This is a genomic window from Wenyingzhuangia sp. (assembly GCF_039768515.1).
In the GTDB taxonomy this organism is placed as follows: domain Bacteria; phylum Bacteroidota; class Bacteroidia; order Flavobacteriales; family Flavobacteriaceae; genus Wenyingzhuangia.
In genome coordinates this window covers 1-26,416 of record NZ_JBDNAI010000083.1, presented here as the reverse complement: position 1 = coordinate 26,416, position 26,416 = coordinate 1, and the positions used below count along the sequence as shown (strand labels likewise).

Here is a 26,416-nt window from a genome sequence, read left to right as displayed (position 1 = left end):
TAGATACGTATACACCAAAAAAATATTTAATTGAAAATGATACCAAGCACACCCCATATGCGGCAACATCATGATGTAGTTTTTTAAAAAGGAGTGTGTTTGGTGTCATTTTCAAGTAAATGTTTTCTTGGTGACCACTGATAAGAATATTTACTTGTGAAAAAGCTATTAGAAGATAGCGTACGAAAACTATTTAATGAGATAATTCTTGAACATCATAATTTAGACAAGTTATTTAAAACAAGTTTAGTTTCGATAACAGACAAACGACTTGAAAAAACTCAAAGAGATGCTTATTTTAAGCAAGAATATGAAAATGGATTTAATAATTGATTTAGATAGATTAATCAAACTACTATACTGACAATTTTATTGACGATGTGAGTTTATAGTATTTAAGAAGCACTTTTAACAACTCTTTTACAGCGTAAACAAACCAGTGATTCTCTTAAAACACAGATTTTCATTGAGTTTAGAACAAAAAAAAAGAGTAACCATTTCTGATTACTCCTTTGTAGCGGGAATTGGACTCGAACCAATGACCTTCGGGTTATGAGCCCGACGAGCTACCTACTGCTCTATCCCGCGATTTGAGTGGTAAAGATACAAGAATCTAATATTCTTCACAACAGTTTTTTATTAAATACACAAAACATACGTCTTAAAAAGCAATCGCTTAGCCACCTCTTAGTGGTTTGCGAACCCTTCTACTTGGCAGAAATAGAATACGTCAAGCCCTTTTAAATCAAACCTCAGAGCCGTCCGTTAAAAGCACCAAGAAACACTCCATAATTCTTCATGACCACATCCTCATTCTTAATAATGGTTTGTGTAACTTTGCCTATCAATTCATATCAAATGACACACAAAGCAGGTTTTGTAAATATTATCGGTAATCCAAATGTTGGAAAGTCGACGTTAATGAATGCCTTTGTCGGTGAAAAGTTATCGATCATCACTTCCAAAGCTCAAACCACCAGACATCGTATTTTAGGGATTGTCAATGGAGAAGATTACCAAATCATGTTTTCTGACACCCCAGGAATCATTAAGCCTGCATACGAAATGCAATCTTCTATGATGGATTTTGTTAAGTCTGCATTTGAAGATGCTGATGTTTTGATTTATATGGTTGAAATTGGAGAGAAGGAATTGAAAGATGAAGCCTTTTTTAATAAAATAAAGCATGCAAAAGTACCCGTTATGCTTTTAATCAATAAAATAGACACTTCCAATCAAGAAGAAATTGAAGAAAAACTAGCCTACTGGGAAGAAAAAGTACCGAATGCCAATGTATATCTAATCTCAGCACTAGAAAACTTTAACATCGAACCTGTATTCGAGAAAATAAAAGAATTACTTCCTGCATCGCCTGCCTTTTACCCCAAAGATCAATTAACAGATAAACCCGAACGCTTTTTTGTCAATGAAGCGATACGAGAAAAAATATTGTTGAACTACAAGAAAGAAATTCCTTATGCTGTCGAAATTGAAACGGAAGAGTTTTTTGAAGAACAGAACATCATCAAAATTCGCTCCATCATTATGGTAGAGCGTGAAACCCAAAAGGGAATTATCATTGGACATAAAGGAGCAGCGCTAAAAAAAGTAGGAATGCAAGCCAGAAAAGATTTAGAAACCTTTTTCGACAAAAAAGTGTTTTTAGACTTGTATGTAAAAGTGAATAAAAATTGGCGTTCTAACGACCGACAGTTAAAGCGTTTTGGTTATAAAGACTAAAAAATATGATCAATAATCTCTGTAATGATTAAATAAATCTGCTTTTACCCCAAACACAAACCACCGTGTGTTTTCCGTGTTAAAAGTATAACCTATCGACTCTGGTTTGATTCCAATTCTAGTTATTGGAAGTTCTGACGTAAAATTACGCATCAAGACCCCAGTAAACAACTTGAAACCGGTTGATGGATTGACCAAATAACTCAACTCCGTATCAATATTTAAAATTACAGCTTGATTTCCCTGTAAAAATCTTTGATCGTAATCAGCATTTCTATCCGAAGCAGAAATCAATATGTTTCCACCGTAGGAAGTGAGGTCACCATCTATATCAAATCCTTTGGTACCGTATACCAATTTACCCTGTGCAGCCCAACGCTTTTTTCGATACCTCGCTATCAAAACTGTTTCCCAGAAATTTCCGCCCCACAAATGCGCCAAAGATTGCCCAAAATTGGAATAATGGTGTTGCTCTTCATGGGCATAAGTAAAAGGAGTTACTTTGTTAAACTCTGCTTGTAACTGAAGTCCTTTTACATGAAAAGCATCGAAAGATTTCACCCCTATTTGAATAGCGTGCTTGTTGGCCCAATATCCATTTTGATTGTTAAAAAATTCAGAAATCTTAAAATCATCTAACAAAAATTGTCCATAAAAAATATTATTTTCTCCAAAACGATATTTTGCATCAACACCAACAACTCCATTTCCTGAATCTTCTCCATTGGCAAATTCTAAATTTTTATAGAATATAATTGGATTAAAATATTCTGCGGGAAAAGCTCCAGACCCCCCTGAGTTATCAACAATTAGGCCTTCAAACAGCCCTAGGTTAAATTTTGAAGTTACGTTCCAACTCAAATGATGAAAAGTACCATACTTTCTTTTATGACCATAATTTAACCCCTGCTGGACATCATCAACAGAATAATTAAAATCTTTCATCCACATATACAAATTGGTGTACTGAACCTTACCCATAGTTGTGGTGACTTTCAAATAGGTGTTAGGAGCAGAAACGTCTGATAAAAACAAAGAACGATATCCATCTCCTATAAAGTTTTGACCGTGTCCAAATTGGAGGTTTATCAATTTATTAGGGCTATAAGACAAATACCCTGTAGAAATACCGTAATCATGCCCCTTGTTTTGAAACAACTTTGATTTCCCTCTTCCAGGAATCAAACCATATGCGTCCTCAGGTTGATTGATTTTGACGTATTCGTTGATGAACTGAGTGAAAAAAGATTGACTTTCAAAAACAGAAGCACTGTAAGAGAGTTGAGAGCCTATCTGCCCTTCCATTTTTAAAATTCTAGTATTGTTAGACGTCGTCCCTACTTCTGTATTGTCAATTCCTCCATCTACATCCAAAAGAACATCCAAATGAAACCAATAATCCGTTCCACTGATGGCAACTAGATGTTCATTCCACAACTTTCTACCCCACCAAGAGGTTTTGTCTTTTAACAAAGGGGCTTTGTAATTCTGTATCCCTACAGCATTACGATACAAATAAGGTTTTAGACTAGTGTGTGTATTTTCTGCTTGATACATACCTTGCTCAAATACACTATAGCTTGCATGGTTGAAGGGCATTCGCAATTGGCTTTTGTGCTCGGGGAACAACCCATCTATCTCTTGAGCATTCAATATACTTGCCATAAGCAACAACCCATAAACTACAATTTTATTCATGATATTCGGGTCACCATTTCTTGATCTAATTTGTAAGTCTGTAAACTTTCAGAACAACTTGCCATACCTTGGTCATCAAAACACAAACGATGTCCGTACTCACTAACCCAACCTATTTGCTTTGATGGATTACCAACGACCAGGGCATAAGGTTTAATTTCCCTTGTAACCACTGCTCCGGCTCCAACCATTGCGTAAGCCCCAATGGTGATTCCACATAAAATAGTTGCGTTAGCTCCTATACTCGCTCCTTTTTTTACAGAAGTTATTTTGTATTCTGACTTTCTAACAATGGCGCTCCTTGGATTGATAATATTTGTAAAAACCATTGAAGGACCTAAAAAAACGTCATCCTCACAGGATACTCCAGTATAGATAGAAACATTGTTTTGTACTTTCACGTTACTTCCTAACCTCACGCTGGGAGACACAACGACGTTCTGTCCTAGGTTACATCTTTCTCCAATTGTTGAATCACGCATAACGTGACTAAAATGCCATATTTTAGTTCCTTTCCCTATGTTTGCGCCTTGGTCTATGACAGCCGTTTCGTGAGCAAAAAATTCTTGTGACATATCTTTGAGTTTAAATCTTCTCCCCTAATGCTCAGTCAACATGTATAGGGTAGCCTTTAAATTTTATTCTAATGTACAATCTTTTAGATTAACTTTTCTTTCCATGAGTGCCATTTGTATTTCTTTGCTAGCACGATCAACAAAACAGGATATAAAATTGCCATAGCCAACAATTCCATCATCAAACTTGGTTTGGAATAATCTTTAAACAAAGCAGCGGTCTGGAAAGCAGTCCAATCAGTGGTAACCAACAGGGCTGTTATCAGATTGTTTGCAGCGTGAAACCCCAAAGACAATTCCATTCCCTCATCCATCAGAGTGATGACACCCAGTAGAAAACCAGTTCCAACATAAAAAATCATAACCAAAGGACCCAGTTGTCCAACTTCAGGGTTTGCATAGTGTAGCCCACCAAAACAAATAGAAGTAATCACTAGTGGTAACCATTTTGTTTTGGTACTTAACGCTAAAGACTGCATCAAATATCCCCTAAAAACATATTCTTCCAAACTAGTTTGGATAGGAATCAACAGGATTGAAAGAACAAACAAAAGTGAAAATTCTTTTGCATTAAAATTCCACTTTATGTTTTCTGGACTGATCAAATAACCCATCGCAAAAAAAAGAACAATCATAGCTCCCCAAAACAAAAAAGAAAAAAACATACGCTTGACATCAATCCTTTCTCTGCTTGTGGTTAAGCTTAACCATGATTGCTTGTTGATTTTTTTCAGAACAAGAGATAAAGTAAGCATCCCTCCCACAAAAGGCAACATCATATAAAACAGTGATAAGTTACTATTCATCAAAGTGTACAAGTAATTCAAATCTTCTATTCTCAAAGCATCTGCTTCGCCACTTGCCACTTTATTCGAAATCACAACATTATAGGGTAAAGAAAAAAGCAAAACCCCTAAAACAATTAAAACAAAACCCAATACATAACGCCATAGGTTGGTATTGCCTTTGTAAGCCTGTGCTAAATATTTATTTTCCATCGTAAATTGGTATTGTACTGAATATGCCCATTGATGACTTCCAAGGGACTCTCTATATTGTTTGTAAATAGACTACCTGTTCCTAAGCCCTGTGGCATATCCACACCTAAAGTATAGGTATATTGACTAATCGCGTTCAGACCAATATTGCTTTCTAAGGCAGAAGTAACCCAATATTTAATTTTTAATCTTTCCGCAATTTCAATCCACTCATTGGTTCCTTGAAATCCACCAATCAAACTTGGCTTTAAAATGATATACTGGGGATTGATCCTTCTCAACAAAGCTTCTTTTTGTTCGTACTTAAAAACACCTATCAATTCTTCATCTAGAGCAATTGGAACTGGTGTTTTATCACACAATTGGGTCATCTCCGAAAGTTGTCCTTGCTTGATGGGTTGTTCTATTGAATGTATGCCCAACATAGCCAAACGCTCTAATTTTCGCAACGCATTTTCACTTTTAAAAGCTCCATTTGCGTCAACTCTTAAAGTAATTTCTTGTCTAGTATATCTACTCCTAATCGCGCCTAATAACTTTATTTCAGCATCAAAATCTATAGCTCCAATCTTCATTTTAATGGTTGAAAAACCAGCTTCTAGCTTCTCTTCTATTTGTTTGCTCATAAAAGTTTCGCTACCCATCCATATCAATCCATTGATTGGAATTAGAGCTTCACCACGACTAAACTTGGAAGGAAACAAATCAAACCCATTTTCACTCTCCAGTGATAAAAATGCCTGTTCTAAACCAAATTGAATAGAAGGGAATTCTAAGAACTCCAGCAATAACGCCTCTAAACCTAGATGGATATGATCACAAGCCCATTTTAAATTTACCTCATAATCTGGTCGATCATCTACACTCAACCCTCTAAACAATCCAGTTTCACCATACCCTATTTTACCCTCTTTCTCTATGATTATAAAATAAGTCTCTTTGATCTTTAAAACTCCTCTGGAAGTTCCAGAAGGTTGTTTGAAGTGAAGGTCATATTTTTTAAAACTTGCTTTCATGTACTAAAATCGAATGGGACAAGAACAATCTTATCTGGTTAATTCTTAAAACATTAAATAATCAAACCCAACCCAAATAGAAGGGAAAACAAAAAAGTACTTAATGCTACTTTTTTTAACTCTGGATCTAAAAGAACAGCTTCCTGATTCTGATAAACAACTACCATGTTTTTTACCAAAGGAACAAAGGCAATAACACACATAAATTGAAAAGAAGAAACAGCGTGTAAACCAAGATAAACAAATGCAGAAGACATTCCCCCTAATATCAGAAGATAATGATATATTTTCACTTTAGACGCTCCCAATTTTACAGCTAATGTATTTTTATTTGACTGAAGATCAGATATACGATCTCTCATATTGTTTAAATTCAAAACGGAAACACTAAAAAATCCAATCGTGGCCGCAGGCAAAAGAGACAACGCGTCAACCTGCTGAACATATAGAAATTCACAACCTAGAACCCCCAACAAACCAAAAAACAAAAACACAAAAACATCCCCAAACCCGGAGTATCCGTATGCATTTTTTCCCATGGTATATTTTATAGCTGCAACAATTGAACCCAAACCTAACCCCAAAAACACAATTGAAAACACAAAGCTCTCTTTACCAAAAGAAATATAAATTAGTGTGATCGCAAGTAGTACAGTGATTGCAACAACCAGATAAATCCCTTTCAACATTTGTTTTGGAGTTATCACTCCACTTTGCAAAGCCCTTTGTGGACCTACTCTTCCGTTGTTATCTGTACCCTTAACTCCATCACCGTAGTCGTTGGCAAAATTTGACAAGACCTGAAACCCAATTGTAGTCAACAAGGCAAACACGCAAATATCCCAACGAAATAGCTGCTTTGATGCTGCTAAAAAACTTCCTACTATAATACCCGAAAGAGACAATGGTAATGTTCTTAACCTAGCAGCCTGTATCCAATGTTTCATGTTTTGTGTATAAAAATGACTCCCCAATATCACAAAATAAGATATTGCGCTATCAACTATTTTTTGTGTTAAAGTCCTAATGAATCTGCCAACAACTCTGCAACATCCTTAACCACTACCTCATCTTCTTTTTTGTGAAGTTTCACACCGTCTGTCAACATGGTATTACAAAAAGGACATCCTGTAGCAATCACATTCGCTTTGGTGTTAAGTGCATCCTTGGTTCGTAAATCATTGATTTCCATGCTACCCTTCTCTGAATCTTTAAACATTTGAGCACCACCAGCGCCACAGCACAATGAATTGCTTTTTGACCTTTTCATCTCAACCAACTCAGAACCACCAATAGCCTTTAATAATGTTCTTGGTGCATCATACTCTTTGTTTGCTCTTCCTAAGTAACAAGGATCGTGAAAAGTGATGGTGTCATTTTCTAGATTGGAATCGGATAAATCTAACTTTCCTTGTTGGACCAACTCCTGAATAAATTGAGTGTGATGAAGAACTTCATAATTTCCGCCCAACTCAGGGTATTCATTCTTTAAAGTATTGTAAGAATGAGGACAAGCCGTCACAATTTTTTTAACATTATAAGCATTTAAAACTTCAATATTGGTCATGGCTTGCATTTGAAATAAGAACTCGTTTCCTGCTCTTTTTGCCACATCTCCACTAGAGCTTTCTTCTGTTCCTAAAACAGCAAAATCTACATTTGCCCTATTTAATAGCTTAACAAATGCCCTTGTTATTTTTTTTGCCCTATCATCAAAACTCCCTGCTGAACCTACCCAAAATAAAATATCTGGTTCTATCTCTTTTGCAAACAAATCTGCTATTACCGGTACTTTTATCATAATCATGAATGATTTAAAACCTTAAAAAATGAATTTCTAATGCTTTGTTTTATTACGCTTCATCAACCCAATTCAACCTATCCATTTGGTTATATTGCCATGGAGCACCATTGTTTTCTATATTCTGCATCATCGCATTTAATTCTTGAGGAGCTGCTGATTCTTCCATCACCAAGTATTGCCTCATTTCCATAATAATAGATAATGGGTCAATATTAACAGGACATTCTTCCACACAAGCATTACAACTGGTACAAGCCCATATTTCTTCTTGAGTGACGTAACCCTCACCCAATAGCGGTTTCCCATCGTCCTTAAAAGCACCCTTGTTTGCATCTATATTTCGCCCAACTTCTTCTAGCCTGTCACGAGTTTTCATCATGATTGCTCTTGGAGACAATTCTTTACCAGTTAGGTTCGCAGGACAAACAGAGGTACAACGACCACACTCAGTACAAGTATAGGCATTCATCAATTGTACCCAATTCAAATCTGTAACATCACTGGCTCCAAATTTTTCTGGTTCGGTTTCCTCGCTAGAGGTAGCATAAGGATCTGCGTTAGGATCCATCATCAACTGAACCTCTTTTGTAACTGTTTTGTTGTTTGCAAACTGACCTTGTGGTTTTAAATTTGCATAAAAGGTATTGGGGAACGCCAATAATATATGTAGATGTTTTGAATAATAGAGGTAATTTAAAAAAGCTAAAATCCCAATAATATGAAGCCACCATGCTGACCTTTCTATAAGATGCATTGCGCCCAAAGAAGTATCCTGAAAAAACGGAAACAAAAATTGACTGATCACATTTCCTATTCCAGACTGTTGCAGATTTACATCTGTTGCATTCATTAGCAAAAACAAGGACATCAATACCAACTCGAAATACAAAATATTATTCGCATCATTTTTTGGCCATGAGGTCATTTCTTTACCAAAAAAACGTTTGATTTTTAATACGTTCCTTCTACACCAAAACACCGTAATCGAAACAAAGACAAGCAGTGCTAAAATTTCAAAAGTCCCAATCAGAAAGCCATAAGCACCATCTCCTATATAAGGCAAAAACAGTCTATGTGTCCCAAGTATTCCGTCTAAAATAATCTCTAAAACCTCTATATTAATTACAATAAAACCTATGTAAACAATAACATGTAAGAAACCAGAAAGTGGTCTTCTTACCATTTTAGATTGCCCCAAAGCTATACGAATCATATTTGCCCATCTTTCTGACTTGCGATCAGATCTATCGATTGATTTTCCAAGTCTTATATTTCGGAATAATCTTTTCACATTTTTTGTAAAAAAATAAATCCCCAATCCCAATATGATGGTAAAAATGATATTTGGAATGAACTGCATACGGTTTAGTTTTCTTTAGTTTTCTTGTACTTCTTTTCTTTTTTTCCAAACAAGGAAAAATGAACAAATCTTTTTGGATGCTCTTTCATGTCTCTCAACAGCTCTTCCAACTCTTTACTAGCCGCCTCAAGATTATTATACAAATCTTCGTCTTTAGCCAATTTACCTAGAGATCCTTCTCCAGTAGCTATGCCACTTGTAATCCCCTCTAAGTTGGCCACTGTTTTGTTTATCTTCTGTGATATAGACAATATTTTAACTTTGGCTAAGGAATCAGAGACTGCTTTTAAGTTGTAGCTAGTAGCCTCAACACTAGATAGTGTTTTGTTTAACTTATCATCATTATTCTTGACCAAAACATCTATGCTTTGAGAAGTTGACACGACCGATGAAAGGACTGTGTTTATTTTTTTTATGCTTGATTGAAGTTCGGTTATTGTCTCTTCATCCAACAAGTCACTCATGCGTTTCGCGACAATCTCTATGCTACTGATGGCACTTTCCATTTTGACTTGTAAAGGATCTAATTTGGAAAATAAATCAACACCTACTTCACCTTTTAGATAATCTCCTGGGGTCGCTTTATCTCCTTGGTAAGATGGAACAATAACTAGAGACTTTCCTCCCATAATTCCATCACTAGCAATTTTGACTATTGAATTTTTTGAAAAATAAACTTGCTTCTCTACTGTAAACTCAACAATCAATTCCCCTCGGTGTTTTGGATCTTCATTAAAATAGATATCCAAAACCTTTCCTACTGAAAAACCGTTGATGCTTACTTGACTAGACTTCTGTAATCCACTAATATTACTATAGGTAACATAGTAGCTGTTCAAAGTACTGCTCAATACGTTTCTTCCTTTTAAGAAACCAAACCCCCAATAAAATAGGGCCAATACAATTAATGACGCAAAACCTACTTTTAATTCCCTGTAATTTCTTTTCATACAACGAAAATACGAATTATTTAATTTGTTTGAGTTTAAACGCTTCTTTTAACGAAATTCTTTTGTTATTTAGAAAAGCTACAATCAATGCTGATCTATAATTCTTAGACTTTGCCGTCTCCAAATATTTTAACACTCGACCATAACTATTTGTTCTACCCAAATAATATTTATAATACTTTCCTACCTTCACAATTTCTACTCCTTTTAGTCCTTTGAAATTAGAAGGCTTAGTGCTCACTTTGTTGGTGGATGAAGCGATCTGAACTTTAAAATACACATCGTCCACAGTAAGTCTCTCTGATTTTTTTGAAAAAACATCTTGTTTTATCTCTTTGTTAATACCGACAATAAAAGCAGAATTATACCCTTTTGACTTTACTAAAACCAGCGCATTATTGGCCTGTTGCTCGGTATCATAATCTCCTAAAAAGTATTTATAGAGACCTCCAACTCCTTCTCTTTTTATTTTTTTTAGGCCCTTAAAATTGTAGGAGGAAGTACTAATTCTATTTTTACTTGCTGCAACTTGAACTCTATACAGTTTATTTTTTGAGGAACTTCTTACAAAACTATTGGTTGCCGTACTGATTGTATTACCCTCGTAAAAATCGTCTTCTGCAACATTTATTTTTTGAATTTTATAATATTCTAAAATGGCTTTACATATAGACTGAGCAACTTGATTTTGACCCACAGACGAACTCAAGTACTTCCCTTCAGTCTTGTTCGATAAAAAACCTGTTTCAACCAATACACTTGGCATATAACTTTGATATAATACAACAAATGCTCCTTGTTTCACTCCTCTATTACTCCTCTTTAAAGAAGTTTCAAAATCTGACTGTATCAAGTTTGCTAGCAGTAAACTTTGATCCAGATTTTCCTCTTGCTCTAATGAAAGTCCTATGATAGAGGTCGGATTACTTGGATTAAACCCCTGGTAACGTTCTTTATAGTTGTCTTCCATTAATATCACTTCATTTTCCGCTTTAGCAACCCTAAAATTTCTATCATTTCCTTTTAAAGAGAGCACATAGGTCTCTGTCCCAAAAGGTTTCGTCGAGCCGTTAGCATTACAATGAACAGACACAAACAAGTCTGCATCGGCCTCGTTTGCAATATTTCCTCTTTTCCACAAGTCAACCAAAACGTCTGTTTTTCTGGTGTAAATAACTTTCACTCCTTGTTGTTTCTCAAGCAGCCTTCCCGTTTTTAAAACAATACTTAAAGCGACATCTTTTTCAAAATGAGTTCCGTGTTTACCACCACAACCAACATCTTTACCTCCATGACCAGCATCGAGTACTACTGTAAACCTTTGGTTTTTCTGAGCATAAGTATTCGTGAAATTAATGGTAAAAAAAAGAAGGATGCATATAGCTCTCTTTATTTTATAAAACTTCTGAGATTTAAATGTTGGAATCAATTTCATCAATAAAATTTAATTATTTTTGGACTTTTGATTGTGCATGCATATGCACAAGCATCATCTCACAAAAATAGAACATAAAGCATTGCAAACAAACAGACTCTATATTCTTTTATTCGTTTTATTAACAGCGTTTAGTGTTCTTACCTCTGAAGCTCAAAATAAAATGAAGGAAAACGTTGAAATGCCTCAAGAAATTGATTCTATCATTCAGCAAGATGTCGCCTCTAAACTTGTAAATGACAGTATTGTTTTTACTCAAAACGATAGTCTCCAATTGCAGAAAAAAGATAGCATTATCGCTCCAAAAAAGAAAGGAGCTATTGAATACATTATCGAACATACTGCTGAGGATTATATTGTAGAAGATTTACCCAATAAGAAAGTCGACCTTTATGGAAAAGCTCATGTTGTTTATGGAGAAAATGATATTACCGCAGGGAAAATTTTAATTGATTACAAAACGAATACCGTTATCGCAAAAGGTATCCCTGATGAAAACGGTAAATACACTCAGCTACCCGTGTTCAAAACTACAGGTAACGAAAGCACTCAAGATTCTTTGATTTTTAACTACAAAACCAAAAAGGCTGTCATCTACGGTTTAGAAACTGTGCAAGATGGAATCAATACGTTGGGCGAAAGAACAAAAAGAGTAAATGACTCAACAATCTTTATTCGCAATATAATTTTTACCACCTCAGACCCAAGAAATCCTGATTACTATTTAAAAACTACCAAAGCAAAAGTAGTTCCTGGAAAGAAAATCATTACTGGATCCACAAATTTGGTCATTGCTGATGTACCTACTCCAGCCATCTTTCCATTTGCTTATTTTCCTTTGACCAAAAATAGAACATCTGGGGTTATTTTCCCCACCTATGGTGAATCGGCAAACCAAGGTTTCTTTTTGCAGAACGGTGGTTATTACTTAGCACTAAACGATTATTTTGACTTAAAGGTGACTGGTGACATTTATTCCAACAGCAGTTGGGGTATCAATGTGGCCTCTAATTATAAATTAAAATATAAATTTAGTGGAAATTTTAGTTTTAACTACGACAATTTAATTAGCGGTATTGAGGGCTTCTCTAGTTATAGCGAAGCTAAAAACTTCAATATAAGATGGTCTCACAGCCAGGATTCTAAAGCTTCTCCAAATAGTAGATTTTCTGCGTCAGTAAACTTAGGAAGTAGTCAATATTTTAGACAATCCGTAAATGAAACCAATACAGGTATGGGATTAACCAACACCCTTAGTTCTTCTGTATCATTTTACAAAAATTTTGTTGGCACCCCTTTTAGCTTGAATCTATCTGCAAACCACAGACAGAACACGAATACTAAAACCGTATACCTAACGCTGCCCTCCTTACAGTTAAATATGGATAGGCTATTTCCATTTGCACCAAAAAGTGGATCGCAAAAAAATGCTTTCCAAAAAATTGGACTGACTTACTCCTTTAAAGCAGAAAATAAAATAGAGACAACCGAAGATGATTTTTTTAGTAGTAAGATGTTTGATAGCGCACAAAATGGAGCGCAGCACAACCTTGGTCTTAGTACAAACATGAAACTCTTCAAATATTTTTCTTTGTCTCCTAGTATGAACTATAAAGAGGTATGGTACTCCGAAAAAATACACAAAGAATATGTAGAAACTGAACAGAAAGTTGTTACCCAAACCCTTTCAGGCTTTAGCGCTTTTAGAGATTATAGTGCCTCAACCTCTATAAGCACAACTATCTATGGTATGTTTAAATTTAAAAACAGTAAGCTAAAAGCAATAAGACACACTATTAGACCTTCCATATCATATACCTATAGACCAGATTTTGGATTTTATTACGAAGAGGTACCTGAAAACGCAGATGCCACAAGCTTTGAAACCTACTCTAGATTTGACAATGGTATCTATGGTACTCCCTCAAGGGGTACAGCAAACTCATTAGGGTTTAGCATCGCTAATTCTTTAGAAGGAAAAATGAAAAACAAAGAAGATCCAGAGGGGGAGGACATCAAAGTCAATCTTTTAAACTCCTTAAATCTTAGCAGTAATTACAATTTTAAGGCAGATGAATTTAAACTATCACCTGTAAACATTAGTGCTGGAACTACATTGTTTAAGAAAATGAATGTAAATTTTGGTACTTCTCTTGATCCCTACGCACTGGATGTTAACAATAGAAGAATTAATCAATACAATTTTAAAAACGGGGGAGCATTATTTAGAATGACTAGAGCAAACTTTACTACGAGTTACGCTATCTCCAATGATGATTTCTCTAAAGACATTGAAGAGACTGAGAAAAAAGATAATGAGGAAGAGGACACCGCATACGACCAAGATTTATTTGGTGCCAACAACCCCAACTCGAATGATTTCTCTGTTAAACCTCAAAACGAACCTAAAGAGCAAAAAGACATCACCAATTTGCCTCAATACATTTCTGCAATGCCTTGGAGCTTGAGACTCTCCTTCTCGACCAACTACGCAAATAGCCAAAGGCAAAATAAAATATCTTCAGCTTCTTTAATGTTTTCAGGAGATATTGAATTGAGCCCAGGATGGCAAGTAGGAGCGTCGTCTGGTTATGATTTTATCAACAAAGGATTCTCGTATACAAACCTAAGATTCACAAGAGACTTAAGAAGCTGGAGCATGAACTTTAACTGGGTTCCTCTTGGAAACTACAGTTCATACTACTTTTTTATTGGGGTAACATCTTCTGTACTTAGCGACTTGAAATGGGATAAAAGAAAGACTAACTACGATTATTAACTCAAGTACATCTTTATTTTTTCTTGTAATTCGTTAGTGGTCGAATACAATTCGAACTCACCATCAACAATAAAAGAAATCTCTCCTGTTTCCTCAGAAACAACAAGACAGATGGCGTCTGTTTTTTCTGTTACCCCGATAGCAGCTCTATGTCTAAGACCAAATCTGCTAGGCATTTTATTTTCTGACAAAGGCAAAACCACTCTAGTCGCAACCACAAAATTTTCTTTAACGACTATCGCTCCATCATGTAAGGGGCTGTTTTTGTAAAAAATACTTTCTAATATCGGTACATTGATCTCTACATTCATGGCATCTCCCTTCTCCTTTAAAAAATCTAAACTATTGTTTCTTTCCAGAACAATAAGAGCTCCCGTTCTTGAGACTCCAAATTTTTCACAAGCCATCACCAAACTGTTGATATCTAAATCAATTGAAATTTCTGCTTTTAAAAACTTTAATTGATTGATGAAATTTCTTTTATTACTAAAATTAGTAGACCCCAACATCAATAAAAACTTTCTCATCTCTGGATGAAAAATAATAATCAACGCAATCGCTCCTCCGCTTATTAGGGTTCCTAATAATGAACTAAACATTTCCATATGCAACGCTTGGGTGACTTTATATATTAAGAACACAATCGCAATACCAATGAAAATATTAATTGCAACGGTTCCTTTTAACAACTTGTATACATTGAAAAGTAAAAAAGCAACTAAAAGAATGTCTAAAACATCAATAAAGGTAAATTCCAAAAAACTAAACACAGGCCTATTTTTATAATACTTGTCTAAAAGTAATCATTTTTAAAGAAATTCATATTTTGATTCCAAAAAACTAACATTTATATTCGCTTAAAATACACGATCATGAATGAAATCACTGAGATACTTAAGTATACCGTCCCGGCAATGATAACAGGAGGAATTGCTGCATACTTTTTAAAACAATATCTCTCTTTAGAGCATAGCAAACGTAAATTTGAACTTCTAAACGATAAAAAAAAACAGAGTTTGCCCATAAGACTTCAAGCTTATGAGAGAATGATCTTATTTTTAGACCGTACAAGTATGACTAACATTGCGAGTAGAATAGAGCCTGAACAAACAAATAAAATTGAATACGCAAAACGATTGATCTTACAAATAAACTCTGAATATGAGCATAATTTAGCTCAACAAATATATGTTAGTGAAGAATGCTGGACAATGATAAACAACACCAAAACGACCATTCTAAACAACATTACCGCTTGTAGCATGCAAGATGATCTTAAAAGCGGAAAAGACCTCCAACAAGAACTCATAAAATTAGGCCTAGAAGGTCTTTCCTCTACACAAATAGCACAACAATACATCCAAAGAGAAGTCAAAAGCATCCTCTAAGTTTTTGCATTTTGGCCTAAGGGCTTAAAAAAGTCTTTACATCAGTCTCTCAAATATATTTTGGAAGCACCCAAAGCCACTTTGGTCGTAAACGTTTGTTCTTGAGTCTCTAAATCGAAAACATAAAAACTGCTTTGTGCTGTATAATTTGGCTCTACCCCATAAAGGCGTCCATACTTTACATCCATACCATACAAATTTTGAGCGATTAAAACCGTCGCAGATAAGACCTCATCATTCTCATTAATTTTAAATACTTTCCCTTCAGCATAATAGTAGATCTCTCCGGCATCAAAGACCATCAAACTCGGGTGTTCTCCTTCCTTAAAAGGCAATGAAGAAATTACAGTATTGCTAGTCACATCAATCGTTTGAATTGCTCCAACAGTATGCCCTTCGATAGACCAATCAGTAGGGTTATAAATGGTGTTCCCTTCAGACAAAACAACTAAATTATCGTGGCTGTTAAAAAACAATTCGTCAGGATTATCTTCTACCTTGATTTCAGAAACACTGTCAGACAAAGTATCAATAATAGAAATGATGTTATTCGTGCCATAAGCTCCTTTATGAGAAACATATAATTTATTTCCTTTTGAGATTATACGCTCTGGACCATTACCTACTGAAATTGTTTTTTCTACTTTATTATTGCTAAGATCAACAACCGCAATAAAATCATCTGTCGTATTATAGGGATCACCCCAGTTGGTCACATAACCTTTCTCACCTATTACCGTCATAAAACGGGGCGTTTTTAAGTCCTCTTTAATTTCACCTGTTTTGATAAAAGAACTTTTATCAACAACAGAAATGGTGTTGGTATTGTCCACAATAATATACGCACTGATTTCACTGAAAGCTATAGATTGCAAAAAAGTTCCCAGCTGTACACCATTGGCACTTAGATAAATAAATTGATGCTTTGCAGATTGATCTGATGACAAATAGGTTACAGAACCGGTTCCTGCTCCCGACCCTTCTCCACTGATCAAAATCCCCGTCGTATAATCTCTTTCAACTAAAGTTATAGAATCTTGATGACAAGACACTAGACTAAACACGACCACTAAAAGTATTATTAATTGTTTGTACATTCTAATTTATTTATAGTTTATAATTGATATTAATGTTAAAATTTGTACCTGGCATTGGCCTTAAAACACTGAAGGAATACAGTTCGTTAAACATATTCTTTATCGATAATTCTACGTGTAATGATTTGGCTTGATCTTGAAAAAATAGGACACCCATTCCTAAATTAAAAACTGTAAATCCCTGTAGTATATTTGCAGTATGATTAAGATTATCTTCTGTAGTAAATACTTTACTCTGACTCAAATTTTGGACATAAGCAGTTAAATTTCCATTTTGGTAATTGACTATACTATTAAACAAATGTCTGGGTACAAAGATCAAGTCTTTGTGCGTGTCTACATCTTTGGCCATAGTATAAGTGTAATTTGTAGTGGCTTCTATAAATTGATGGTTTGAAATAGAGTAGTAAAAATTTGAATAAAATTCTACTCCCGTATGTGTCGACTCCTCTAAATTAATTGGCTTCCAGCTTGTTGAGTTTATTTGTGGGGTCCAAATAATTTTGTCCATAACATCCATAAAAAAGATAGTTGTCTTGAGCGTAAGCCAATTGTTTTTATACTGATACCCCAAATCAACCTGATTTGATTTTTCTGGTATCAAATCAAGATTTCCTTGATTGTTTGGCCAATACAATTCATTTAGGGTTGGCACTCTATAATTACTCGAGATGTTAAGTAGTATTTCATGAGCATCCTTCAATGTATAATTGGTTCCAACAACAAAAACTGGTGGAACATGAAAAGCAGAATTGAACTCTTTTTTCAACTCAATGTTATACTCCCATTGCTCCATAAAAAAAGATTGAAAACCAATTGCAAAAGCATACTGTTCCCTTGTTCTTGGAGAAATTTGATTCGTTTTACCTTCAATATTTTGGAAGTCCAAAAATGTATTTAAGGATGAGTTTTGATTGAAAAAATAGGTAAAATCATAGTTAAACAACCATCTTTTCGATTTACCAAAATCATAATCAAAGTTGTTTTTATCCACAAAATACCTGTACTCCTGAGTCAAATATGCAGTTTTAAGCACATGAGAAAACCTATTTTTCTGTACCTTCCAAACCCATAAATTTCGTTGATTTACATCTATGTATTTATCATTAGTTTCTGGTTGAGTTAAGTTTCCTGAAAACAATCTGTCTCCCTTGTAACCCGTTGTGTAAAAACTTAATGTATTTCCATCTGAAAACTGATAACCTAAACTTAAACTCAATCCGTAGTTCTGATAGTTTCCATTGTTATTTGTTAAAAAATCACCCTTTTCATCTTTATATCGAGTATCAATTAACTCATAATCATTTGTAGATTTGTTTACGCTAGCGCCTAACTTTACCGCCCACTGCTTGGAACCAAAACTTGTTTTTAAGAAATTTGAGGTGGTATTGAAACTACCATAAGATCCAAACAAATGAAGGTTTTGATGTTTCTTGAAATATAAATTATCATTTGCGTGAATAGAACCTCCTATGGCTCCAGAACCATACTTTACAGAGCCTCCACCACTTTTGACAACAATTTCATCAGCAGTACTCAAGGATAAACTGTTTAATCCTGTCTGTCCATTCCCAAAGGCATTGATATTGATCCCGTTCCACATAACAGCAGTATTTTCTGCTGAAGTTCCTCTAAAACGAGCTGAACTCGCTCCTCCGTTTCCGTAATCTCTAACCGAAACTGGAGTGTTAAAACGTATAATCTCTGTTAAATTTGTTGCATTTTTCACCATCTGTTCACTTGTCAACAGGGTGGTTTTCTGACCTACTACATTATTTCTAACATAAGAGTCAGCTACAAGGATAACCTTCTCTAAACGATTGATGGAATCATTTTGAGCAAAAACTACGGCACTACATAAGAGGCCACCAAAAAAAAGTGTTCTACATCTTTTCATCATAAATTTCCTTTGCTCCCGAAAGAATTTATATTTATGATTGTGGCAGGTCTCCTGGCTCACGTCTTGCTACTACCTTCCCATTTTTAAAACAGTGGTTTTAGAGTGTAGCAAGCACTTTATTTCTAAAGCTAAGCTTACAGTTGCGGGGACAGCTCTTGATTTAAACAAGATTCCCTTTTAATTTTATTCTCCCATATTACTAGAGGGCATAAAAACCAAAATCTAGGCAAAACTACGTTCTTTATTTTAATGAAACGAATATCATTGACATATATTTGGGGAATAATCTTTAATAATCAATAAAACTTGTTAATCTTTGTGAAAGCTTGTCTGTTGCTTATCTGTGAGGATTAGTTATTTATTTTAAATACTTCCTCTAGAAAAGTAAGCCATAGCCGCTGAATTGATCAACATTAGACGATTTTATTATGAAATTTTATATCATCACTCTGTTTACCCTTATAGCCTGTCAACCAAAAGCAACAGAGAGCAGCAACACCAATACGATCAACAAATTAAAATACGCAAAAGGTTTTACTTATGAGAAATATGACAAATACATCAAAATTATTGTAAAAACCCCCTACAAAGGAGCGACCACCCCAAATGAATACATCATCATTAAGGGGGACACTGTGATGAAACCCAATCATAAAAACCAAACCATTGTTAAAACTCCAATCAAAAAAATAATTGCTACCTCCACGACTCAAATCCCTGTTTTTGAAGCACTAAAAAGCGAAACTCTGCTCGTAGGGTATCCTAACACTAAATTTGTATCTTCTCTAAAAACTAGAGCATTAATAGACAATGGAGACATTATTGACCTTGGTCATGAGGAACATATGGATATAGAAACCATTTTAGACCTGCAACCAAATATTCTATTTGCTTTTGGAGTCAACAAAATCAATAAGGATCTTGAAACATTGGAAAACTCAGGTATTTCTATTGTAACAGATTCTAGTTGGCTAGAGGAAACTCCATTGGGAAGAGCAGAATGGATTAAATTTTTCGCTTTGTTTTTAAATCAAGAGAAAGAAGCTGACCTCGTGTTTGATAAAATAGTGAGAAACTATAACGGTGCATTGAAAGAAATCAAGAAAGGTATCCAAAAACCAAGTATGCTGTACGGAAGTATTTATAATGATATTTGGTATGCACCCGCTGGTGATAGCTATGTAGCTCAAATGATGAGAGATGCAAGCATCAACTATTACTGGCAAAACACACCGAGCAATGGAAGCTTAGCACTACCCTTTGAAAAAGTATTCCTCGAGGCAAAGGATGCCGAATTTTGGTTTGCTCCAGGTCATGTGCTTGACAAAAAATCACTAATAGATAGCAACAAACACTATGCTGCCTTTAAATCCTTTAAAACCAATCGCATTTTCACCTATTCAAATACTACTGGTGCCCAAGGTGGTTTAATTTTTTTTGAACTTGGTGCTTTAAGACCTGACCTGGTGTTAAAAGATTTTATAAAAATTTGTCACCCCCAAATCTTGCCCAAATACCAAACTACCTTCTTTAAAAGATTAGAATAAAGTAGTTTGGTCGTTTTCACCATCCTCAACTGTATCTTCTAGCACCTCAACTTCTTCCACAGGAGTATGAGGTAAGGGCTCTAACCTATTAACCAATTTAACTTTGTTATCCGTCAATTGATTCCCTAGTGCTTTTATCCCTTTAACCGCGATAAAATCTTCCAAACTAAGCTGCATAGCATCTAGACTACGTTTGCTAAATATAATCTCTACTTTAGGTCTATAATCGGTTACGACGATTTGTAGTTTTGTTTTTGGGTGATCACTAATAAACAATTCTTCTTTGTTTGGTTGATCTACAACAAAACGTTTTACATAATACCTTTCTTTTTCCCCTTCATAATAAATGGCAGAAATAGGCTTGTTTGGCACCCACTTTTCTAGCACAACCATATCATTATCGAAATGAGTTGTTAACGCTGGAGTAATGGTTTTTATTTTACCCGATTGGGTAGCAACCAATAACTGATCTTCAGCTGTAAACTCTCCTAACAATTCTCCCCTACCTTCAACATTTAAACGTTGTACTGAGTCATCAAACCAAATCTTACGGGGCTTCAAGGTAGAAGTCCCAGCCGTCTTAAATTCTATTTTTTTAACGGAATACTTGGTGATTAAATTTCCTTTGGAAGATCTTCCTTTGATCATCAAGTCTGAAAAATCAACATCCCATTTGACCTTTTTTAAACCTGCCAAAGGTTTTAACTCAACAGCAACTGTTTCTGCCTCTCCATTGGGATTGGCACTCAAATACCAAACCGTAGAGCCTTTGTTTCCTGCCGTTAAATTGTAAGCTCTGTCTCTTGTTACAGAAGTCACGTTAAAACGTTTCATGTAGCTGGGACCAGAACGTCCATCTCGATACATCATGTTGTAAGTCGTTCGTTTGTCGCCCTTCTTAAAAATAGCAATATGTATTATATCTTTTCCGACAAATGTTTTCTGTGCTACTTTACTTACCATCATCGTCCCATCTTTACGGAACACAATAACATCATCAATATCCGCACAGTCTGCGACAAACTCGTCTTTTTTAAGTGAAGTTCCTACAAAACCTTCGGCTCTATTTACATATAACTTTTCATTACGCATCACTACTTTTGTAGCTTCTATATCGTCAAAAGTTCTTATTTCTGTCAAACGTGGCTTGTCTTTCCCATATTTTTCTTTGAGTCTCTTAAAATAATCAATAGCAAACTCAATTAAATTGTCTAAATGATTTCTCACCACTGCTATTTCGTCTTCTAAGCTCTCAATCAATTGCTTTGCTTTGTCAATATCAAACTTAGAAATACGCTTAATTTTGATTTCGGTCAACCGAACAATATCTTCTTCTGTAACGTCACGTTTTAAATGAGTAATATGAGGTTTTAACCCTTTATCAATAGCAGAAATCACTCCCTCCCAAGTTTTTTCTTCTTCGATATCACGATAAATTCTATTTTCAATAAAAATACGCTCTAAGGAAGCAAAATGCCATTTCTCTTGTAGTTCTCCTAACTGAATTTCTAATTCACTTTTCAATAAATTCAGCGTGTTGTTAGTTGAAATTTTTAGAATATCTGAAACCCCAACAAATACAGGTTTGTGATCTTGAATAACACAACATAAGGGTGAAAGAGACATGCCACAATTGGTAAACGCATATAAAGCATCTATGGTTTTATCTGGTGAAATACCAGAGGATAAATGAATTAAAATCTCTACATTTCTAGCTGTGTTATCTTCAATTCGTTTTATTTTAATCTTTCCTTTATCATTGGCTTTCAATATCGAATCTATCAATGAAGTAGTTGTCGTCCCAAAAGGAATTTCATTGATAACCAAAGTCTTTTTATCTAATTGGGAGATTTTAGCACGAACTCTAACCTTTCCTCCTCGTGCACCATCATTATAATTGGTCACATCAACCACACCACCAGTTAAAAAGTCTGGATAAATACTAAAACTTCTTCCCTTGAGTATTTTAATCGAAGCATCGATCAATTCATTAAAATTATGAGGTAATATTTTAGTAGACAGTCCAACCGCTATCCCCTCACCTCCTTGAGCGAGTAGCATTGGAAATTTTACCGGTAAATGGATTGGTTCTTTCCTTCGACCATCATAAGAAGCTTGCCAATCTGTTGTTTTGGGATTGAACACTACTTCCAAAGCAAACTTAGACAATCGTGCTTCAATATATCGAGCGGCAGCTGCGCGGTCACCCGTTAGGATATTACCCCAGTTCCCTTGCATATCGATTAACAATTCCTTTTGACCTATTTGGACCATAGCATCAGAAATTGAGGCATCACCATGTGGATGATACTGCATACAGTGCCCCACCAGATTGGCTACTTTGTTGTAACGTCCATCATCTAGGTCTTTCATAGACTGCATGATACGTCTTTGCACAGGCTTGAAACCATCCGCAATGGCTGGTACAGCTCGCTCTAGGATTACATAAGAGGCATAATCTAAGAACCACTCCTTGTACATTCCTGTTACTTTGGTTATGGTCTCTTGACTTTCAGAATATTGATTGTCGAATTCGTTTTCTTCTTGATTGTTGATATCGTCTTGCATAGGATTGCAATAATTATGATTTGAGGTATACCTTTTTTACTAATTCTTTTTGATTTAATTGGAAATTATTGTGCCCAATCTGGAAATGTATGAAAATCTATCTGAAAAACATAAGGAATCCAAAAATAGACAACCAGTACGATGACCATAACGGCCAATAAATTTAACAAAAAACCTATTTTAATCATCTCTAACATCTTTATTTTACCTGTACCAAACACCAAAGCATTTGGAGCTGTAGCCACAGGAAACATAAAAGCCATAGAAGAGGCTAAAGTTACAGATAGCATGAGGATGATGGGATGACATCTTAATGTTTTTGCAACACCTGAAATGACAGGAAGCATGATTTCTGTGGTAGCGGTATTGGAGGTGATTTCTGTAAGAAAAACGATAAAACCAACTAACATCCCTAAAATACCAACATCAGATCGTGAGGTAAAAAAGAACATCAATTGCTCTCCTAGATAAACGGATAAACCTGAAACCACAAAAGCCTTTGCTATCGCAAAACCACCACCCAAAAGAAAAACCACATCCCATGGTATTTTTCTTGTAATTTCCCATGTTACCAACGGTTTTTGTTTATCTGAGCTTGGGATTAAAAACAATAATAAAACAACAAAAACAGCAACGGTCCCGTCATTTACAAAATGAGGAAAGGGAAACAACTGACTCCAACCTGGTAAATAAAAATCACCTAAAACCAATTCTCTTCGAAACAACCATAAAAAAATAAGGAGTAAAAAAACATAGAATACCCTTTTTTGTTCAGTTGTGGTATGCCCTAAGAGATTATATTCTTTTTTAAAATAACTTCCCTCAAGCTTTAGCTTCGATTTACCTTTTGGAACACTTGTAAAATATAAAAGAAACAAGACAATCATAAACATCACTACAACAATAGGTAAAGCCATGATCATCCACTGAGCAAAAGATATCTCTGGAATCTTAGGAAACAAAACTTCTGAAATTCTTGCATATGACAAATTCGGAGGAGTCCCTATTAGGGTACCTACCCCACCAATTGAACAAGCATATGCGATACTCAAAAATAAATGAGTATTGAATTTTCTCATTTTAGACTCCTCCCCTTTTTTATTTAGCACTGTAACAACCGATAAACCTATGGGTATCATCATCATGGCAGCTGCAGTATTAGAAATCCACATCGACAACAAAGAAGAACAAAGCATAAACCCCAACATAATCCTAAAGAAACTTGTACCTGTATAAGACAATATCTTAAGCGCAATACGCTGGTGTAGATTCCATTTTTCTATAGTCAATGCAATAATAAATCCCGCTATAAAAAGAAAGATAACATGGTTAATGTATGCCTCAGAAACTAATTTACCATCAAGTATACCGAAGGTGGGAAATAAAACCAAAGGCAACATAGAGGTTAATCCTATTGGCAAAGCTTCTGTGCACCATAAAAAAGCAATCAAAACTGTAACAGCCAAAGTATTAGTCATCAATCTTTGACCTTCTAAATTTACAAAAAAAAGAATACCTATAAACAAAAGCAATCCAAATAATACCAGTTTATAATTGACTGTTTTTTGTTTCATGACACAATTCTACTTTAATTTTTTCCTTAATGTTATTATTCTTCAACAACATCTAATTCATACTTCAAGTTGTCAATAATAAACTCTTGACGATCTGGTGTATTTTTACCCATATAAAACTCTAACATGGTCTCTGTTGGATTTTCTTTATCCAACATGACAGGATCCAAACGAATATTCTCTCCTATAAAATGTTGAAATTCGTCTGGTGATATTTCTCCCAATCCTTTAAATCGTGTAATCTCTGGTTTTCCTGTTAATTTTTCAATTGCACTCTGTTTTTCCTCCTCAGAATAGCAATAGATTGTTTGTTTTTTATTTCTTACCCTAAACAGGGGAGTATCTAGAATATACAAATGTCCTTCTTTGATGACCTCAGGAAAAAATTGCAGAAAAAAAGTAATCAACAATAAACGTATGTGCATCCCATCAACGTCTGCATCTGTTGCAATAATTACGTTATTGTAACGTAGATTTTCAATACCATCTTCAATATTTAAAGCAGCCTGTAAAAGATTAAATTCCTCGTTTTCATAAACTATCTTTTTGCTCAACCCATAGCAGTTCAAAGGCTTTCCTTTCAAACTAAAAACTGCTTGTGTATTTACATTCCTTGATTTGGTTATCGAACCACTTGCAGAATCTCCCTCTGTGATAAACAATGAAGTATCCAAGTGCCCTTCTTTTTTTGTATCAGCCAAATGAATCCTACAGTCTCGCAATTTTTTATTGTGAACGCTTGCTTTTTTTGCTCGATCTCGTGCAATCTTTCTTATCCCTGACAATTCTTTGCGCTCTTTTTCGGCTTGCATGACCTTTTTCTGAATGGCTTCTGCTGTGGAAGGGTTTTTATGTAGATAATTGTCTAAATTATTTTTGACAAAATCGTTGATATAGGTTCGAACCGTAGGTAAATCCCCTCCCATTTCTGTAGATCCTAGTTTTGTTTTGGTTTGGCTTTCAAAAACAGGTTCCATCACTTTAATGGCAATAGCAGTTACTATTGATTTTCTAACATCAGAGGCATCAAAATTTTTACCAAAAAACTCACGGATGGTCTTAACGACAGCTTCTCTAAAAGCATTTTGGTGAGTCCCCCCTTGTGTGGTGTGCTGCCCATTAACAAAAGAATGATACTCTTCACTGTATTGTGTTTTACTGTGAGTCATGGCTATTTCTATGTCATCTCCTCTTAAATGGATGATCGGATATGCCATCGTTTCTTCATGAATATTTTCCTCTAGTAAATCTTTTAAACCGTTTTTAGAGACGAATTTTTCCCCATTAAAAACAATCGTCAAACCAGGGTTCAAATAGACATAGTTTTTGATCATCTTTACAACATACTCACTACGGAACTTATAATTTGAAAAAATTGAAGCGTCTGGATGAAAAACTACTTTTGTCCCTCGTCTAGAAGAAGTGGATTCCAAAGGGCTTTGATTGACCAACTCACCTTTTTCAAACGCTGCCATTGTGGTTTGACCATCACGTATAGATTGAATAGAAAAAGAACTCGACAAGGCGTTTACCGCCTTGGTTCCCACACCGTTTAACCCAACAGACTTTTTAAATGCCCGTGAATCGTATTTTCCTCCTGTGTTCATTTTAGAAACCACATCGACCACTTTACCCAAAGGCACACCGCGGCCGTAATCTCTAATCTTAACCTGATCGTCTTTGACCGAAATCTCAATGGTTTTTCCAGCTCCCATCACAAATTCATCTATAGCGTTATCGATAACTTCTTTTATCAATATATAAATACCATCATCTTGCGAAGACCCATCTCCAAGCTTACCAATATACATCCCTGGTCTCATCCTGATATGCTCCTTCCAGTCTAGTGATCGTATATTATCTTCGGTATATTTAGCTTCTTGACTCATGAAAAAAATCTAATTTTGGTTATTGTTAAATTTAAGATAATAATCAACGCTTTCAACAATATTATACCTGAATTATCAACAGGTTTTTAACCTTTCTA

19 protein-coding genes, 1 tRNA gene and 1 riboswitch are annotated in these 26,416 nt (G+C 35.1%); of the genes, 4 read left to right on the top strand and 16 right to left on the bottom strand.

Translation table 11 applies throughout. The annotated features are described in order from the left end of the window. Positions 1 to 515 precede the first annotated feature (515 nt). Positions 516 to 588, bottom strand: a tRNA-Met gene (locus tag ABF281_RS05170). Between the two features lie 270 nt (positions 589 to 858). On the opposite strand from ABF281_RS05170, the gene era reads away from it, so the two are divergent. Beyond that, entirely contained in the window at positions 859 to 1,740 is an 882-nt protein-coding gene (era, locus tag ABF281_RS05165) for a GTPase Era (RefSeq protein WP_347180621.1), read from the top strand. Between the two features lie 9 nt (positions 1,741 to 1,749). On the opposite strand, the gene ABF281_RS05160 is transcribed toward era, so the two are convergent. From ABF281_RS05160 to ABF281_RS05120, 9 genes are all read right to left on the bottom strand, one after another. Further along, entirely contained in the window at positions 1,750 to 3,438 is a 1,689-nt protein-coding gene (locus ABF281_RS05160) for a gliding motility protein RemB (RefSeq protein WP_347180620.1), read from the bottom strand. Then, entirely contained in the window at positions 3,435 to 4,013 is a 579-nt protein-coding gene (locus ABF281_RS05155; protein WP_347180619.1) for an acyltransferase, read from the bottom strand. The genes ABF281_RS05160 and ABF281_RS05155 overlap by 4 nt, the downstream gene beginning before the upstream one ends. 83 nt (positions 4,014 to 4,096) lie before the next feature. Then, on the bottom strand, positions 4,097 to 5,011 hold the full coding sequence (locus ABF281_RS05150; RefSeq protein WP_347180618.1) for a CPBP family intramembrane glutamic endopeptidase: 915 nt from the start codon (positions 5,009 to 5,011) through the stop codon (positions 4,097 to 4,099). Further along, positions 4,993 to 6,027 (bottom strand): o-succinylbenzoate synthase, encoded by a 1,035-nt coding sequence (locus ABF281_RS05145; protein WP_347180617.1) that lies wholly within the window; start codon positions 6,025 to 6,027, stop codon positions 4,993 to 4,995. The genes ABF281_RS05150 and ABF281_RS05145 overlap by 19 nt, the downstream gene beginning before the upstream one ends. Before the next feature lie 53 nt (positions 6,028 to 6,080). Continuing rightward, positions 6,081 to 6,974: a 1,4-dihydroxy-2-naphthoate octaprenyltransferase gene (menA, locus tag ABF281_RS05140; protein WP_347180616.1), complete on the bottom strand. Its 894-nt coding sequence runs from the start codon at positions 6,972 to 6,974 to the stop codon at positions 6,081 to 6,083. Between the two features lie 68 nt (positions 6,975 to 7,042). Beyond that, complete coding sequence (locus tag ABF281_RS05135; protein WP_347180615.1) at positions 7,043 to 7,828, bottom strand: (Fe-S)-binding protein; 786 nt, start codon at positions 7,826 to 7,828, stop codon at positions 7,043 to 7,045. Positions 7,829 to 7,880: 52 nt separating this feature from the next. Continuing rightward, on the bottom strand, positions 7,881 to 9,191 hold the full coding sequence (locus tag ABF281_RS05130) for a (Fe-S)-binding protein (protein WP_347180614.1): 1,311 nt from the start codon (positions 9,189 to 9,191) through the stop codon (positions 7,881 to 7,883). A gap of 5 nt (positions 9,192 to 9,196) precedes the next feature. Then, a complete protein-coding gene (locus ABF281_RS05125; RefSeq protein ID WP_347180613.1) occupies positions 9,197 to 10,141 on the bottom strand; it encodes an MlaD family protein in 945 nt (314 codons plus the stop codon). A 16-nt stretch (positions 10,142 to 10,157) separates the two neighbouring features. Then, positions 10,158 to 11,576 (bottom strand): N-acetylmuramoyl-L-alanine amidase, encoded by a 1,419-nt coding sequence (locus ABF281_RS05120; RefSeq protein WP_347180612.1) that lies wholly within the window; start codon positions 11,574 to 11,576, stop codon positions 10,158 to 10,160. Between the two features lie 43 nt (positions 11,577 to 11,619). Between ABF281_RS05120 and ABF281_RS05115 the strand changes: the two genes are divergently transcribed. Then, a complete protein-coding gene (locus ABF281_RS05115; RefSeq protein ID WP_347180611.1) occupies positions 11,620 to 14,355 on the top strand; it encodes a putative LPS assembly protein LptD in 2,736 nt (911 codons plus the stop codon). Here ABF281_RS05115 and cdaA read toward each other — a convergent pair. Beyond that, complete coding sequence (gene cdaA, locus ABF281_RS05110; RefSeq protein WP_347180610.1) at positions 14,352 to 15,125, bottom strand: diadenylate cyclase CdaA; 774 nt, start codon at positions 15,123 to 15,125, stop codon at positions 14,352 to 14,354. The genes ABF281_RS05115 and cdaA overlap by 4 nt on opposite strands. A gap of 102 nt (positions 15,126 to 15,227) precedes the next feature. Between cdaA and ABF281_RS05105 the strand changes: the two genes are divergently transcribed. Continuing rightward, positions 15,228 to 15,743 carry a hypothetical protein gene (locus tag ABF281_RS05105; protein WP_347180609.1) on the top strand — a complete coding sequence of 172 codons (516 nt, stop codon included), beginning with the start codon at positions 15,228 to 15,230 and terminating at the stop codon, positions 15,741 to 15,743. 41 nt (positions 15,744 to 15,784) lie between these two features. Here the strand turns inward: ABF281_RS05105 and ABF281_RS05100 are convergent, their stop codons facing one another. Both ABF281_RS05100 and ABF281_RS05095 read right to left on the bottom strand, forming a co-directional pair. Continuing rightward, a complete protein-coding gene (locus ABF281_RS05100) occupies positions 15,785 to 16,840 on the bottom strand; it encodes a cell surface protein (protein WP_347180608.1) in 1,056 nt (351 codons plus the stop codon). 10 nt (positions 16,841 to 16,850) lie between these two features. Continuing rightward, the gene (locus tag ABF281_RS05095) at positions 16,851 to 18,740 is read right to left on the bottom strand and encodes a TonB-dependent receptor (RefSeq protein WP_347180607.1); all 1,890 of its coding nucleotides are present in this window, start codon (positions 18,738 to 18,740) and stop codon (positions 16,851 to 16,853) included. A gap of 23 nt (positions 18,741 to 18,763) precedes the next feature. Beyond that, a riboswitch (cobalamin riboswitch) is annotated at positions 18,764 to 18,975 on the bottom strand. A gap of 193 nt (positions 18,976 to 19,168) precedes the next feature. Between ABF281_RS05095 and ABF281_RS05090 the strand changes: the two genes are divergently transcribed. Beyond that, complete coding sequence (locus ABF281_RS05090) at positions 19,169 to 20,287, top strand: ABC transporter substrate-binding protein (RefSeq protein ID WP_347180606.1); 1,119 nt, start codon at positions 19,169 to 19,171, stop codon at positions 20,285 to 20,287. On the opposite strand, the gene ABF281_RS05085 is transcribed toward ABF281_RS05090, so the two are convergent. From ABF281_RS05085 to ABF281_RS05075, 3 genes are all read right to left on the bottom strand, one after another. After that, positions 20,279 to 22,855: a DNA gyrase/topoisomerase IV subunit A gene (locus tag ABF281_RS05085; protein WP_347180605.1), complete on the bottom strand. Its 2,577-nt coding sequence runs from the start codon at positions 22,853 to 22,855 to the stop codon at positions 20,279 to 20,281. The two genes, ABF281_RS05090 and ABF281_RS05085, sit on opposite strands and share 9 nt — an antisense overlap. Before the next feature lie 65 nt (positions 22,856 to 22,920). Continuing rightward, a complete protein-coding gene (locus tag ABF281_RS05080) occupies positions 22,921 to 24,429 on the bottom strand; it encodes an SLC13 family permease (RefSeq protein WP_347180604.1) in 1,509 nt (502 codons plus the stop codon). Between the two features lie 35 nt (positions 24,430 to 24,464). Beyond that, positions 24,465 to 26,318, bottom strand: a complete 1,854-nt coding sequence (locus tag ABF281_RS05075; protein ID WP_347180603.1) for a DNA topoisomerase IV subunit B — start codon at positions 26,316 to 26,318, stop codon at positions 24,465 to 24,467. Positions 26,319 to 26,416: the final 98 nt, after the last annotated feature.

Coding starts and splice junctions, on each gene's coding strand:
- era (WP_347180621.1), top strand. CDS start 859: ATGACACACAAAGCAGGTTTTGTAAATATTATCGGTAATCCAAATGTT.
- ABF281_RS05160 (WP_347180620.1), bottom strand. CDS start 3,438: ATGAATAAAATTGTAGTTTATGGGTTGTTGCTTATGGCAAGTATATTG.
- ABF281_RS05155 (WP_347180619.1), bottom strand. CDS start 4,013: ATGTCACAAGAATTTTTTGCTCACGAAACGGCTGTCATAGACCAAGGC.
- ABF281_RS05150 (WP_347180618.1), bottom strand. CDS start 5,011: ATGGAAAATAAATATTTAGCACAGGCTTACAAAGGCAATACCAACCTA.
- ABF281_RS05145 (WP_347180617.1), bottom strand. CDS start 6,027: ATGAAAGCAAGTTTTAAAAAATATGACCTTCACTTCAAACAACCTTCT.
- menA (WP_347180616.1), bottom strand. CDS start 6,974: ATGAAACATTGGATACAGGCTGCTAGGTTAAGAACATTACCATTGTCT.
- ABF281_RS05135 (WP_347180615.1), bottom strand. CDS start 7,828: ATGATAAAAGTACCGGTAATAGCAGATTTGTTTGCAAAAGAGATAGAA.
- ABF281_RS05130 (WP_347180614.1), bottom strand. CDS start 9,191: ATGCAGTTCATTCCAAATATCATTTTTACCATCATATTGGGATTGGGG.
- ABF281_RS05125 (WP_347180613.1), bottom strand. CDS start 10,141: ATGAAAAGAAATTACAGGGAATTAAAAGTAGGTTTTGCGTCATTAATT.
- ABF281_RS05120 (WP_347180612.1), bottom strand. CDS start 11,576: ATGAAATTGATTCCAACATTTAAATCTCAGAAGTTTTATAAAATAAAG.
- ABF281_RS05115 (WP_347180611.1), top strand. CDS start 11,620: ATGCACAAGCATCATCTCACAAAAATAGAACATAAAGCATTGCAAACA.
- ABF281_RS05105 (WP_347180609.1), top strand. CDS start 15,228: ATGAATGAAATCACTGAGATACTTAAGTATACCGTCCCGGCAATGATA.
- ABF281_RS05100 (WP_347180608.1), bottom strand. CDS start 16,840: ATGTACAAACAATTAATAATACTTTTAGTGGTCGTGTTTAGTCTAGTG.
- ABF281_RS05095 (WP_347180607.1), bottom strand. CDS start 18,740: ATGATGAAAAGATGTAGAACACTTTTTTTTGGTGGCCTCTTATGTAGT.
- ABF281_RS05090 (WP_347180606.1), top strand. CDS start 19,169: ATGAAATTTTATATCATCACTCTGTTTACCCTTATAGCCTGTCAACCA.
- ABF281_RS05085 (WP_347180605.1), bottom strand. CDS start 22,855: ATGCAAGACGATATCAACAATCAAGAAGAAAACGAATTCGACAATCAA.
- ABF281_RS05080 (WP_347180604.1), bottom strand. CDS start 24,429: ATGAAACAAAAAACAGTCAATTATAAACTGGTATTATTTGGATTGCTT.
- ABF281_RS05075 (WP_347180603.1), bottom strand. CDS start 26,318: ATGAGTCAAGAAGCTAAATATACCGAAGATAATATACGATCACTAGAC.